This is a genomic window from Enterococcus sp. BSD2780061688st2 D3, assembly GCF_005844145.1.
Taxonomy (GTDB): Bacteria; Bacillota; Bacilli; order Lactobacillales; family Enterococcaceae; genus Enterococcus_B; species Enterococcus_B durans.
Map to the genome: position 1 here is coordinate 1 of NZ_SPHN01000003.1, position 13,931 is coordinate 13,931.

Below are 13,931 nucleotides of genomic sequence, written 5' to 3' on the forward strand. Positions count from 1 at the left end.
GGACCATTGGAATGTTTAAACAACCACATCAAATCATTAAAACGCAATGCGTACGGCTTTCGCAGCTTTTACAATTTCAAACTACGGATCATGATTCGTCATGGCAAAACATTTTTAACCAAATAAACAGAACAGAAAGAGGTTTCCTTCTTTCTGTTCTGTCCAAATTATTCTAAGATTTCTCTTTACCAACATCATTTGACAAAGAGCCGGGTTTGTATTTTTATGGCAAAAAATAGTTTTGAATTCAAGTTGGCAATCGTTCAAGAGTATCATGAAGGAAAAAGGTGGATTAGGATACTTAGCAAAAAAACATGGGGTGAGCTCAAAAAACAGGTACACGGATGGATCAATGCTTATCGTGAATTTGGAGAAGAATGGCTCTTGCGTAAGCGAAAAAAGCAAAGTTATTCTTTTCAATTCAAGATAGATGCGATAGAGTTATATCAAACGAGTGATCCTTCCTATCGTGAAGTGGCGAATCATTTAGGGATAAATCAACCCGCGTTAGTTGTCAATTGGATGGAAATTTTTCGTTCAAAAGGATTGGACAGGCTCTCAAAAATGAAAGGATGTTCCTCCATTTTGTCTAGGAAAGAAGTAAAGGAAGAAATAAGTAAGCTGATGCCTGAAGAACATAATTGCATCAAAGAATTGAGGAAGCTGCGAAAATAGGAATCCCAACAAAGACGATCGAATCAATCACAATAATCACAACCACGAATACTAGCGTAATCAAGCCATCGTGGGGTTCGCCTAAAAAGAAGTAAATGAAAGCTGCAATAATCAGCAGAAGAAACATCGGTTCCAATATAATGTGGATAATTTTCAAGAAAAACGATTCCTTCTTTTTTTCTTCTAATCGATTCTTTCCAAATTGCTGTAATTTTTTTTGTGCCTCATGATTTGTTAGCTCATCCCAATGAATATTTTTCAAAGATCTCCACCTCGTTAAAGCTTAAAATAGTAACGTTTGCACCAATCTCAAAGCGGATGGATGAAATGTATGTAAAAATTATCATTATCTATACCGTGCGATTAATTCTAATGAATCTACGTTGGATATTTGGTTGCAGAAAAATTGGGATACGTTGTAAAACGTAGCTGTACTTTACCTAAGGATGTAAACTATCAAGCTGATAAGATTCTAAATAACATTTTGGAGCAGAATCACCGATTAATTATAAAACGAATTCCCAAATCCTGCGACAGGAAAAGTCATTTCCAAAGGCATCATTGCAGTTCTGCATATACTAGACAAACAAAGTCGAAGCGACAAAACTCGCTCCGACCATTTTTTGTGAAATAAATCTGATGAACTGTTCCAAGCAGCATAAAAGGAACAAATAAAAATTGGAGAATTCCCTACTTTGAAAAAACTTTATAACAAAACCACTTATCAGTTCGAGTCAATAGAGTCTGCCTAACCTTATATCTATTTTGAGAGCAAATTATTTTAAGCTTCTTGCACCTTTTCATTTTTTACATTGCTTGCTGTTGCTTCACCGGACTTTTTTTCGATTCGTTTTCCTAAACGAGTAATCAATAATACGACAGCCATTAAACCGCTAATGGCAATCCCCGCAAGATAAGAGTTTGCTCCTGCTGAAATCTTAGTTGCTGCCAGCAGTATAGGTGCTGCGAAACCAGCTAAGGAAGAAATCAGTGTATTCATTGCGATAGCGACCGGGAATTGTTGATGATTAGCTAAAATAGATAATTCAAATGGAATCGTCGCATTAACCATGACAATCCCCATTCCCGAGAACATATTTCCAGCAATATGCAACGCAGGATTATTGAAAAATACGATACAGATATAAGATAAGGCAAAAGCCACGAAACCCCAGGCCATCGTATCTGTTCTTGTAATTTTGCGGATATATTTCAATCCAAAGGCCGTACATATTCCTCCGACATTTCCTAATGCTGTGATCATTGCCGTATACGCTGTACCGTTCCCTTTTGAAGCTAGCAGAATTGATTGATTTGCCATAAAGATCATTAAGCAAAGAGAAGTCGCAAAAGTCACGATCAACATCACATAAACATAGCCATTCAAACTTTTTAACGTTTTACCAAAACTGATTGAACGCTGGTTAGAGACTTCCACTTCAGATAATTTTCGATCTTTGGGAGAAGATTATATGAGTAATGAGGTCAATGATAAGCTAGAGTATTTATTAGATTTGTCTAATTTTTTATTAGAAATTCTAGGAATTAATATATATTTTACTGATGAGTCTTATCATATTAAACATAATAATTCTAATGGGAACATACTTAATCCTAGATACAAAAGTAACTCTGCTTTAATTAAATCATTAATGAACAATAGATTTGGTAGTTTTGAGAAAAAACCAATAATATACCAAACTGCATTCTCTGAATATTTCATCATTTATAGAGTTGAAGGTTTTGGAAATATTATTTTAGGTCCTGTTCGGACAAAAAAAATTACCCATGTAGAAGTAAGATCACTACTGTATGATAACAATATTTTTTCTGATCATACTCAGTTTTTTACTTATTATGATTCAATTAAAGTTATAGCAACAGAACAACTTCTTTCAGTTATAAAGTACTTGAACTATCAGATTTTTGAGGTTAAATTATCTGATAATTGTATATTGGATGATTTTATTTTTTCTACTAATTACGAAACAGAATTACTGTCTTATGAAAAAGTGTTAATTAATGTAAGATCAAATCTAGACTTTCATCATGATATCAAAAATGAACACGAATTATTAAATGCCATTAAAATCGGTAGAAAAGAATTAATTCCTAAATATTTAGATAAAATAAGTAGTCAAAATAATGGGGTACTTTCAAAGAAAAGCTTATTGCGTTCCATAAAAAATCAAGGTATCTCTGCAATTACACTGGGAACACGAGCTGCCCTTGAAGGAGGATTAAATCAAGAAATTGCTTTTATTATTAGTGACAAATATATACAAAGAATGGAAGATATGAACGATACTGTAGCAGTAGCTATAAATGTCCAAGATGCTCTGTATAAATTAGCAGATGAAGTTGGCAAAAGTAAGACTGTAGGCTACTCTAAAAAGATAATTGACGCACAGCACTATATCTACAGTCATATTTTTGAAGAAATTAGCATTCACTCGGTTGCAGATTACCTTAATTTGAGTTGTAGTTATTTTTCAAAAATTTTAAAAAAAGAAGTTGGAGAAACTGTGCATCGGTATATATTGCGTGTAAAAATTGATGAAGCAAAAAATTTGATTGAGCACATAGATCTTCCAATTTCTGAGATAGGAATGCTTCTCAATTTCTCTGATCAAAGTCACTTTACAAAAATCTTTAAAGTATTTACCGGAATAACTCCAAAAATATATAAATCTTTACTCAGATAAATATTAATAGCAAAAGAGCGAATCAATAAAAGGTTCACTCTTTTGCTATTGTTATGGTTAACTCTATCTAAGATCACTCCAAAAGTATCAGCGGATTGGTTAATATTATTCACAACGGTTCGTATACAACATGGCACTCCCATGGTGAAATTCAAAGAGAAGCTGACTATTTCAGAAAGCATACGCCACCATTCTATTGTCATGATTGTGGACAGACATTTTCTGCGAAAACAGACTTATACTATACACTAACTTGGAATTAAAGCTAGCAATTCTCGTGGAACTGTATGAACATCAATCACGTAAATTGATCACTAATAAGTACTTTGTCTCGGATGAAACGATTACACATACCTTTCGTGAAGCGATTAGGTATTATCAGCCATGTATGAACTATCTTCCACCTGTATTGTGCATGGATAAGTTCAAATCAATGAAGCTGGTTTCTGGTTCCATAAGTTTCATTTGTATCGATGAGACAGCCAGTCGACTATTCACGATACTGGAAGATCATAGACTCTACAAATCGATCTAATACTTCCCATGCTTTCCTAGAAAAGTCCTTTTAAACGTTAAATACCCCTTAATGGATATGAAAGCTAGCTATTGTCAGTTGCTTAAAACTGTCTTTTCGAATGCGGAGATTGTAACTGATCGCATTCACATATTAATCGCAGCTTCAATCAATCACGTGTACAGATCATGAATCGTTTCCAAACCTCACACTTTGAAAACCAAAAAAGTACCGTCGACTCAACGATATTGGAACCTCTTACTCAAAAGATTCCACGGCATCATTAGAACTGCTCAAACAGCGTTATCACCGGCTTTTCAAACACCCATCAGTCACAATGAACGCTTAAGCTACAGGGTGTTATGAAATTTCACACCCATATCAAGTAAAAAACTTTCTGGTTGACAAGAGATTTGAATGCATGCTTTTTTAAACTATAGCAATAAAAACATCACCCAAAAATGAATTGGGGTTACATTTTACAATCATCAAGATTCTTTTTTAACGTAATTGGACCTAAAAGACCCGATGGCTCTTGTATCATGAACTGAGACAAATAGTCTTGCTCTTGTTTCCCTAAATTATTGGTAACTTCTATTACTAATTCGTTTCCTTTTCTTTTCAATTTTTTTTCAATACTATAAGTGTAAGGTGGAGCAATACTCACGCCTAATCTTTCACCGTTTAATATTACTTCAGCTATTTCATAAACACTCCCCAAATCAATACTTTCTATCTTTTCATCAACACAATCAAAAGTTGTTTCATACCGAACTGTGCCTGAAAAATTTTGTAAGCCTTCGATTTTGGCAATATTCCCTAATTCTAGCAATTCCATGCTATTCGTAAAATGTGGATAAGATTTAGCACTCGCAAAGGATACTTTCCATTTGCCAATTTGAGGTGAAACAGTTGTCACAGCCTCAAATTTTTTATTAAGAGTACTTCCATTATCCTCAATAAATATTATAGATTCATAAGGCTCCAGTTTAAGATCAACTGTCGTTTTACCATCAACTATATTTTGTGGGATATTTTTTAATGTATTTTTAAATCCATCGTATGCTAATACTCTTTTACTTGTAGATAATTTGACTGTAGTTTCAATCCTCTTGTATGGATCTTCATTGAAAAACATATAGATATTACCATCAGGTTGCTCATAATGGTAAAATCGCAAATAAGGTTGATATTCCTCAACTTCTAAATCAAAAATACCACTACCTCGTAAAAACTGCGCAATTTGATTCAATTTTATAGTAGTACAATTAATGGAAAATTTTTTTTGGCTAATTTGAAGTCCCATCTCATTATATTTAGGAAAACCATTGATAAACACTACAGGTATTCCATGTTTTGCTAATTCATCAACTTTATCGAGAAATTGTTGCGGTATCCCTTCAGAGTAGGGAACTACTAAAGCTTCAAAAGATTCATCGTCAATTAAAAATTTTTTCTCTCTCACTTTTGAATTACAAACTAATTCTATTGACATAATATCGAAATCGATTTGATTTTGTAATAGTTCACGAGCAGGCTCTTGAAATAACATATATTCACCGAGCCATTCAGATTCTGCATGATACAATACCCCAACACTTGCAATATGTTTCCCTCCATTTAACAAATGAGAAACTCGATTTAAATATTCGAATAGAACATTTATATAACGATTTTGTGGGTTCTCCCCTCTCGCGTAGAAATGAGGTGGGCAATCAGCATCTGGAAATTTTTTCATCGAAAATGCGTGAGGTACAAAATGTGTAATGCCTCTAACTAACATATGATCCGTTATCCATTTCATTAGCTTTAAGCCTTCTGCCCATCCATAAGCGCCGTAAACTTCACATACAGTTCTGTTTTTCTTTTTTTTATCTAAGTGACCTAAGGAAGATCCTAGTTTAGCTAAGCCATAGTGGAAAAACTCTCCATCCCAGCCGCTTGAGGTAATAGATTTAAAGTAATTTTTGTCCATTCCAGGTAAAATTTGATTTAGAACCACATCTATTCCAGCCATATCCTGTCCCCATAATGCTCTAAAATAGTGGCCCGCACCATAACCTAGTCGACTATGTGCATTGTTATCTTCAATTAGGTGCCCAATGTACTCAACTTTTCTTTCTCTGCACCAAGATGCCAAAGTATCTGTAAAGCACTCTGCGTATAATTTACTTACTATATCCATGTATTTATATCTTATACCAAATTCTTCTCCCTTAGCTTCAAGAGGTAAAAGAAGAGGTAGTTTTAATAATTCTTTTTCGCTAAAATAATTTAATAGATTTTCATTCCAGGGAAAAACCATCTCATATCTTCCAATAGACCCTGTAGATCCGTGCATATTTCCAAAGCGAGGCTCATCCGAAAAAAATCCAGCAAAAGTTTCTCCAAAATCTTTTTTGTAGCGTTGAAAATGAGGTTCGTATACCTCATCAATTAATACCTGAGTCGCATTCTTATCCAAAGGATTCAAATATCCTTCTGTTTGTTTCTCTCCACCATATATTGTTTCTATAAGTGTAAAAATTCTCCATTGCCCCTCTGGAATGTCCCAGTTGAGTATACCATCTTTTTCTAAAGAACTTATGTTAACCAAAGTTGCAGGATCTATGCTATTACTTCCTGTTTTTTTAGCTGCCACAACTAGTACTATTTTATCTGGTTTTTGTACTTGTTTTTTTAGCGAATTCTTATTTCTTTCATTCGCCCATCCTAATAGGAATGATGCATCTTTAAAGGGACCCACAAAATCCAACTGACTAATTTTTAAAAATTTCTTTATAAGATTGGGTTTATCTGAAAGAATTCTACCGTTTGCATATCCAGTCGGGAACCGAACATCGTCCAATAAAAAGACTTTCATTTTTTTTGCTCTAGCCTCCCCCATTATTAAGTCCATATCATTCCACCATTCAGAGCCCATAAAATCGGGATGAGTACGTGATTCAATACAAAGCCCTCTTATTCCTGCTGAGTAAATCTCCTCGATACAGGATTTTATGGTGTTGCTATCTTCTCCGTTTAACCATAAAAATGGATAGATATAATTATCTTGTTTATTTTCAAGAACTTCATTTAGTTTCCGGATTGACATAGTTATTAACTCCTTCTTTCTCTATGTAATAAAAACTCCAAATTAATGCTCAATTTTGCTTGTTTCTATCAAAAAAGCAATGCTTACTCAAAATAAGAATAAGCATTACTCTTACATGTCTTACTTAATCAATATATAAAATATAACGTAGTGCACTTTTTAGAATTTTCCACAAGTGATAATTTCTAAAGGATTATCCGCCCTTTATTGAATAACCATCTTCCCCCGTAGAGTTCCAATTGCTGTATATTTTGATAAATTAAATTAAATTTTAAAATTGAATATAGTCCAAAAATTTTAGAACAAAATTTACGCTTTGATTGTTCGATGAACACCACTTGTCATGTCCTATTAATCTCACTATATAAATAGTTGCATTAGAAATCATTTCGGTTTTATAGAATTTCTCCATTAGATGAAATAACTTTCTTATACCATTCAAAAGATTTCTTTTTACTTCTTTTTAAACTACCATTTCCTTTATCATCCCGATCAACGTAGATAAAGCCATAGCGTTTAGACATTTCCCCTGTTGCTACAGAAACCAAATCAATGGGCCCCCAACAAGTATATCCCATCAAATTAACACCATCTACTTCAACAGCAGCCTTCATTTCTTTAATATGTTCTTTTAAAAATTGGATTCGGTAATCATCTTGAACATAGCCGTTTTCATCGGGTTCATCTAAAGCACCAAGTCCATTTTCAACAAGAAATAGAGGTTTCTGATACCGATCAAATACTTCATTCATTGTAATTCTTAATCCAACAGGGTCAATATGTCTCCCCCATGGTTCCATTTCAACATATGGATTTTTTGCAGACTTTAATAAGTTCGAATCATACTTCCCAGGTCCATTCGAATCAACAACTCGTGTAGAGTAGTAAGAGAATGAGACAAAATCAACAATATTATTTTTTAGAATTTCAACATCATTTTCTAAAAATGGAATTTTGTAATTGTTTCGTTCAAATTCTTTTTTTACATACTCTGGATACTCACCTCTAACTTGTACATCAGAAAACATATAATGCTTCCGATTCTCGTATTGTGCAGCCAAGACATCTTGCGGGTTACAAGTCATTGGGTAATAAACACCCGCATTAAGCATACAACCTATCTTAGCTTCTGGAATTATTTCATGACATAACTTAACTGCCCATGCACTGGAAACAAGTACGTGATGCACTGCATCATATACTCTTTTATATTTATTCTCACCATCTTCAAAGATAATCCCTGCTGCCATGAAATAAGCTTGAGTCATAATATTAATTTCATTGAACGTTAGCCAATATTTAACAAGGTTTCTATATCGATTAAATATGGTAGTCAAGAGATTCTTATAAAATCCAATCAGTTTTCTATTGCTCCAACCACCATATTTTGTTACTAGATTCATAGGAAGGTCGTAATGAGAAATTGTGACAAGAGGTTCGATATTGTGTCTTTTTAGCTCGTTTAGCACATTATCATAAAATTTTAGTCCTTCTTCATTTGGTTCAGTATCATCGCCATTTGGAAAAATTCTGCTCCAAGTAAACGATATTCTAAGTGTTTTGAATCCCATTTCTGCAAAGAGAGCAATATCTTCTTTATATCTATGATAAAAATCAATACTTACTTTGTTAGGGTAATAATAATTGTCATCAAATTCCAACATGGGTTTGTCGCCAACTAATACTGCCCGTCTGTCTTTTCCATAAGGTAGAACATCAGAACTAGCTAATCCCTTCCCCCCTTCGTTATATCCTCCTTCACATTGGTTCGCAGCAATTGCGCCGCCCCATAAAAAATCATTTCTAAATGGCATACGTGAATCCTCCTAAAATTTATTAATATACAGCATACTAGATCAATTAGTTCGCATTGGGCTTTCGTTCTGCATTTCAAATCCAAAAATCAATGATAGTGCTAAAGTAACTCCAAATGCTACAGCACATCCAATAATACCTTTAACTAAGTCAGGGCCAAATCTTAACGGATTCATAAATGGGAGACCGACACTTGAAAAGATATAGACTTTTGCGGATAAAATTCCCATTGTAAATCCACCGCATGCTCCACCAATGACAGTCCAAGCTAGTGCTTTCATATTTCTTAGTAATAATCCGTAAATAAGCGGCTCAGAAACTTTTCCGAATGCATAGGTAACAAAAAATCCCCATCCTACTGCCCTGTCTTCTTTTCTTCGAGCACGAATTCCATAACCTATGGAGACGGCAAAACTAGCAAAAACTGTAGCAATAGTCCCTGGACTAACAATTGCATCATATCCTATTTCCATATTGGCAGGAAGGAGAGCCATCATAATAGGTAAGTGCATCCCAACCGCAATAATCATTGTCCAACATCCAGCAATTAATGTAATTGCTGCAATCCCAATTGTATTCGAAAGCCAGATAATACCATCGGCTATTAAACTCATAATGGTTGTACATAGTGGCCCAACCAAGCATAAAATGATTGGGATCATGATTAATACTGATAATACTGGAATACCCAATGTTCGTAAGGTGTCTGGAACAATCTTTTTCACATATTTTTCTACATATGAGTAAATCCAAACATTAATAATAATAGGAATTACAGCTTGAGTGTAATCTACTAAAACCATGGGAATCCCGTACACAGTAAATGGTTCTCCAGCTTCTACAAGGCTTAGCATATCAGGGTAAATTAACATGAGTGCAAGTAATAAAGAAATAACCCGATTACAGTCAAAATATTTTGCGGCACTATATGCAACGAAAACTGGTAGGAAATAAAATACTGAGTCCCCGATCATATTAAATAATCTGATTAAATCACTTTCAGAAGACATGAAGTTAAAGATATCAGGTCCTAGAAGAAATGCAATCATTTTCAATATACCGCTTACAATAAACACTGGTAATATGGGAGTAATTGAGCCAGTAATTCCATTTAAAATACTGCTTCCAATACTTTTAATAGATATTTTTGTTTTTATATCCTCGTCTAACTCAATATTGAGTTTAGCTGTTTCAGTGATTCCGCTTTGTTTAACTATCTCAGCATATACTTTATCGACAGTTGGTCCAATTACTACTTGTGTTTGACCACCCGCTTTCACTAAACTTAGTACTTGAGGGATATTTTTAAGACTATCCTCATTAACTTGACTTTCATCTTTGAGATTGAACCTCAGACGAGTCATACAGTGAGTGACATTAGTTACATTTTGCTTTCCCCCAACATTAATCAATATTAGATTTGCTAACTCAGAATAATTATTACTCATTTGATATTCCTCCATTTTTATCAAAATACTTTATAAATATAGTTTTTTTGAAGCAATAACTCTCTTGTTTATAATTTGTGTTTTGGTATAAAAAAACCTCATAACAAAGCAAACAATCGTCAACTTTGTTATGAGGTTATGCCCTGCTGGTTACAATCCTCTCTATAACACATTCTATTTATATGTAGAACCAAATATAACTGTTCTTCTTCAGATAGATTCCAATCTAACTTATCCGCAAAATATTTTTTAATAGACATAGTACACAGATAAGATTTTGGATAGTCCTTTGTTACCTTCTCAAAAAGTTTTCCATTTTTTGAAGTAACTTCTCCCTCCTCTGTTCTTCGAATTAACAGATACTGTACATGTGAAACAAACCTAGAATAGTTAAAAGAAGACTTATCAATAGTAATATCAAAATCTTCTTCAATAATTGAAGTAATTCTTTCAATTATTTCTTCTCTATTGAGTTGATCGGATTCTTCATTTTTTCTATTTTCAGACTCAAATATATGCATCGCAATAATGCCCGCTTCATCATTTGGTAAGCTAACATTATACTTTTTATTTATAAATTGAATAACTTTTAAGGCGATTTCTGTTTCTCTTGGATGATATATTTGTATATCGTGAAATAATCCAGTATGCATATATATACCTTCTTTTGCCCTAACTATCGCATAATTAATGTGATCCGCCAAAATAAAAAACAAGGACTCATTTATTTCATGATCGACATTAACCCTAGCATAATCAACAAGATTATTACTAATTTTAATAACATCATCTGGGATATGCTCTAGCAATGTTATATACTCGGTCTTGATACTGTAAAATGTTCTATCAATTAAACTCATATCAGCTATTTCATACGGTATTGGTTTAAAACCAATTCCTTTTGAGAATGCAATCAACTCCCTGTCATCACTATCTCTACATAATGCCACATTATTATTTATTTTTTTAATAACATGTATCATTTTTAATGACTCCTTCACCTTGCTTTATAAACTTATCGAAACGCGGCAGATTCATATCACTAGTCTCAAGAAGAACGACCATAGTAACCAGATTAATATTACTATCATTGAAAATTTTTTCTGATAATTCAATAATTTTTTGCCCTTGCTTAACTGTATCACCTTCTTTGACAAAAACAGAAAAACCCTCCCCGTTCAATTCAACAGTATCAATACCAACATGAACAATAACATCCTGACCATTATTCAATTGAAAACATATAGCATGTTTAGTAGGAAAAACCATCTTAACTTTCCCATTAATAGGTGAATACAAGGTTTTCTCTGTAGGAATGACTGCAAAACCATCACCCATAGCTTTACTAGAAAAAACTTGGTCTTCTACCTTGTCTAAATTGATTAAGTCACCACTAACAGGCGAAACTAAACTAAATTTTTCTTTTTTTTTCAAAAAATTGAACACAAAAATCCCCCCAATAGACTATTCCTTTTACGGTAATGCCTCCTAGGGGGAGTTACAATCCATATCTTTTAAATAAAAATTACCAGAAATCGCTTTCTATGTCAATAGCGTTTTTTGATTTATTTTACAAAATTATGGACACAAAAAGAAAAGAATATATCTCAATTATGTTTACAACAAATTTGTCCAGAAATTAGTCATTTTCTGAATACTGAAACTCTAATTTATATGCTCTTGAGGAGTTTAGAAAGTTCTAAAAAAAAACAAAGATATTTTAGACTTATTTCCAACTTATTGGCTCATTTCTGATATCTATCCACTTTCAAAGACTTCTCCGTTCGAGTCGATTAGTTTCTGATAATAATATTTTCTGATTCTTTGTCCACTACCAAAAGCCTGATCATCTCGATTCACGTAGATAAAACCATAGCGTTTTGACATTTGTGTCGGCAGATAACATGTCGATTGGGCCCCACCAGGTGTATCCCATAATTTGTACCCCGTCTTTGATTGCTTCTTTTATTGCCAACACATGCTGACTCAGATAATCGATTCGGTAAGGATCATGAATTTTTCCGTCTTCAACAGTATCTTTGGTACCAAGGCCATTTCCAACGGAAAACAAATGAATTCAACGGTATTTGAGTTGTTGACGGTACAGTGATAGGATTCAGAAAGGAAAGTGACAGAAGTATGTCTAACATGTGGAGGAAGTTATCGAGAATATGGCTATTTTGACTCTTAACCCCTCATGTTATCCATTATCTCCTTCAAGTTCTTACTATGCTAGTTCTAGTGGATCTCTCCATCCCATAAAAGTCTAATTTTTTTTGATTTAGTCTTGCCCAACTTACTTGTCCATTATATACAATCTATAAAATTCTAGTAATATTTCGAACCATGAAGTATACTCTGTTGACCTCTAAATAAAACCTTTCTGATCTAATTAAATGAGCTGCTGGAAAAGCTATGAAATGAGCAATAAAAAAAAGGATCAAAAACTTTTAAGTTTCTGACCCCTTAAAGAAATAGTTCTAATTATTATCAATTCCATTTAGTTGAGAAAAAAACTTAAAAACTCTTCAGAGGATTGGCTAGCTCTCTGAGGAGTTTTTATATCATGCTATTAATTAAAACTAAATTTCATTTATCGTTAAGACTATTTTCCCAGAATGTTGTCCTTTTTCAATTCTATCGAGTGCTTTCTTTACTTCTCGTAATGGATACGCTCGATCGATCACCGGGTGAATTTCTTTTTTGTTGACGAGTTTAATCATCTTAGAGAAATCATCTGCACTGCCCATTGTTGATCCAATTATGGACATTTCTTTAAGTGTCAACGAAGGCAAAAACAAATTGTTAACAGGGCCTCTGGTTGATCCAAAATTTACGATACGACTTCCGATTTTACCAAGAGCGATCAATGATTTAAAGCTGTCACCACCAACACTATCTATGCTAAGGTCAATTCCACCAGTTAGATCCAACAGCTGTTCTACCCAGTTTTCTTCCGTATAATTGACTCCTCCGACAGCTCCTAACTCCATTGCTTTATTAATTTTATCTTCTTTACTTGAAGTTACATAAACTTCTGCACCTAAAGCATGCGCAAATTGGATAAGAAAACTTGCTACACCACCACCAGCACCAGGAATTAAAACTTTTTCTCCTTTTTGGACATTCCCCTTTGTAACTAAGGCCCGATACGCAGTTAATCCTGCTAATGGCAAAGAAGCTGCTTCCTCCCAGGATAAGTGAGTGGGCTTTTCAACTATATTTTCAACGGGTACTTTTACATACTCAGCATAAGTTCCATTTTGAGGCATTCCCAAAATAGAAAAATCAACATTTTTTTTGTTGCTATCGTCTCCCCAATTCAAGCCAGGATTGATAATAACTTGGTCGCCGACAGAAAAGTTCCTCACCGGATTCCCTAATGAATAGACTTCTCCAGCACCATCGGAACCAAGAATTATCGGAGCTCTTGCCCCCTGATATTGACCTTTAGCAATCATTAGCTCGCGACGGTTCACAGCTGCTGCTCTCAATTTCACAACTACTTCTCCCTCTTCTGGTGAAGGTACATCAACCTCTTTATAGTTTAAACTAGCAAGATTACCTAATTCATCCAAAACTACTGCTTTCATCATAAAATTCAGAACCTTTCTCAAGTGATATTTTTATTCGAATAACTAAGATTGGTTGTCTCAATCATCAATATTATAAAAATAATG

11 protein-coding genes and 2 pseudogenes are annotated in these 13,931 nt (G+C 33.9%); 4 read left to right on the forward strand and 9 right to left on the reverse strand.

Annotated elements, in window-relative coordinates; genetic code table 11:
- Window positions 1-126: transposase (locus tag FGQ66_RS03430; protein ID WP_138301725.1), on the forward strand; the 126-nt coding region annotated here is incomplete at its 5' end.
- 99 nt (window positions 127-225) lie between these two features.
- The gene (locus FGQ66_RS15085) at window positions 226-675 is read left to right on the forward strand and encodes a transposase (protein ID WP_113846170.1); all 450 of its coding nucleotides are present in this window, start codon (window positions 226-228) and stop codon (window positions 673-675) included.
- Here the strand turns inward: FGQ66_RS15085 and FGQ66_RS03440 are convergent.
- Complete coding sequence (locus tag FGQ66_RS03440; RefSeq protein WP_113846171.1) at window positions 647-937, reverse strand: cation-transporting P-type ATPase; 291 nt, start codon at window positions 935-937, stop codon at window positions 647-649. The genes FGQ66_RS15085 and FGQ66_RS03440 overlap by 29 nt on opposite strands.
- A gap of 519 nt (window positions 938-1,456) precedes the next feature.
- Window positions 1,457-2,113 carry an MFS transporter gene (locus tag FGQ66_RS03445; RefSeq protein ID WP_230315219.1) on the reverse strand — a complete coding sequence of 219 codons (657 nt, stop codon included), beginning with the start codon at window positions 2,111-2,113 and terminating at the stop codon, window positions 1,457-1,459.
- 34 nt (window positions 2,114-2,147) lie between these two features.
- Between FGQ66_RS03445 and FGQ66_RS03450 the strand changes: the two genes are divergently transcribed.
- Both FGQ66_RS03450 and FGQ66_RS03455 read left to right on the forward strand, forming a co-directional pair.
- Complete coding sequence (locus tag FGQ66_RS03450) at window positions 2,148-3,380, forward strand: AraC family transcriptional regulator (protein ID WP_113846172.1); 1,233 nt, start codon at window positions 2,148-2,150, stop codon at window positions 3,378-3,380.
- A 98-nt stretch (window positions 3,381-3,478) separates the two neighbouring features.
- Window positions 3,479-4,222: pseudogene (locus FGQ66_RS03455) on the forward strand (transposase); the annotation flags it as partial.
- Between the two features lie 144 nt (window positions 4,223-4,366).
- On the opposite strand, the gene FGQ66_RS03460 reads toward FGQ66_RS03455, so the two are convergent.
- The 7 genes and pseudogenes from FGQ66_RS03460 to FGQ66_RS03490 all read right to left on the reverse strand — a co-directional run bounded on the left by FGQ66_RS03460 (window position 4,367) and on the right by FGQ66_RS03490 (window position 13,847).
- Entirely contained in the window at window positions 4,367-6,988 is a 2,622-nt protein-coding gene (locus tag FGQ66_RS03460) for a glycosylhydrolase-like jelly roll fold domain-containing protein (RefSeq protein WP_212745818.1), read from the reverse strand.
- A 395-nt stretch (window positions 6,989-7,383) separates the two neighbouring features.
- Window positions 7,384-8,802 (reverse strand): 6-phospho-beta-glucosidase, encoded by a 1,419-nt coding sequence (locus FGQ66_RS03465; protein WP_138301729.1) that lies wholly within the window; start codon window positions 8,800-8,802, stop codon window positions 7,384-7,386.
- 42 nt (window positions 8,803-8,844) lie between these two features.
- Window positions 8,845-10,251, reverse strand: coding sequence for a PTS transporter subunit EIIC (locus tag FGQ66_RS03470; RefSeq protein ID WP_113846175.1), 1,407 nt, complete (start codon window positions 10,249-10,251; stop codon window positions 8,845-8,847).
- Window positions 10,252-10,379: 128 nt separating this feature from the next.
- A complete protein-coding gene (locus FGQ66_RS03475) occupies window positions 10,380-11,234 on the reverse strand; it encodes a PRD domain-containing protein (protein WP_113846176.1) in 855 nt (284 codons plus the stop codon).
- Window positions 11,218-11,685 (reverse strand): PTS sugar transporter subunit IIA, encoded by a 468-nt coding sequence (locus FGQ66_RS03480; protein ID WP_171024556.1) that lies wholly within the window; start codon window positions 11,683-11,685, stop codon window positions 11,218-11,220. The genes FGQ66_RS03475 and FGQ66_RS03480 overlap by 17 nt, the downstream gene beginning before the upstream one ends.
- 324 nt (window positions 11,686-12,009) lie before the next feature.
- Window positions 12,010-12,328: pseudogene (locus FGQ66_RS03485) on the reverse strand (family 1 glycosylhydrolase); the annotation flags it as partial.
- A gap of 505 nt (window positions 12,329-12,833) precedes the next feature.
- Window positions 12,834-13,847, reverse strand: a complete 1,014-nt coding sequence (locus FGQ66_RS03490; protein WP_212745819.1) for a quinone oxidoreductase family protein — start codon at window positions 13,845-13,847, stop codon at window positions 12,834-12,836.
- Between the last annotated feature and the right edge of the window lie 84 nt (window positions 13,848-13,931).

Bases quoted from the DNA above. Each gene is read 5' to 3' on its own strand.
- FGQ66_RS03470 (WP_113846175.1), bottom strand. From the start codon at position 10,251: ATGAGTAATAATTATTCTGAGTTAGCAAATCTAATATTGATTAATGTT.
- FGQ66_RS03465 (WP_138301729.1), bottom strand. From the start codon at position 8,802: ATGCCATTTAGAAATGATTTTTTATGGGGCGGCGCAATTGCTGCGAAC.
- FGQ66_RS03460 (WP_212745818.1), bottom strand. From the start codon at position 6,988: ATGTCAATCCGGAAACTAAATGAAGTTCTTGAAAATAAACAAGATAAT.
- FGQ66_RS03475 (WP_113846176.1), bottom strand. From the start codon at position 11,234: ATGATACATGTTATTAAAAAAATAAATAATAATGTGGCATTATGTAGA.
- FGQ66_RS03450 (WP_113846172.1), top strand. From the start codon at position 2,148: ATGAGTAATGAGGTCAATGATAAGCTAGAGTATTTATTAGATTTGTCT.
- FGQ66_RS03490 (WP_212745819.1), bottom strand. From the start codon at position 13,847: ATGATGAAAGCAGTAGTTTTGGATGAATTAGGTAATCTTGCTAGTTTA.
- FGQ66_RS15085 (WP_113846170.1), top strand. From the start codon at position 226: ATGGCAAAAAATAGTTTTGAATTCAAGTTGGCAATCGTTCAAGAGTAT.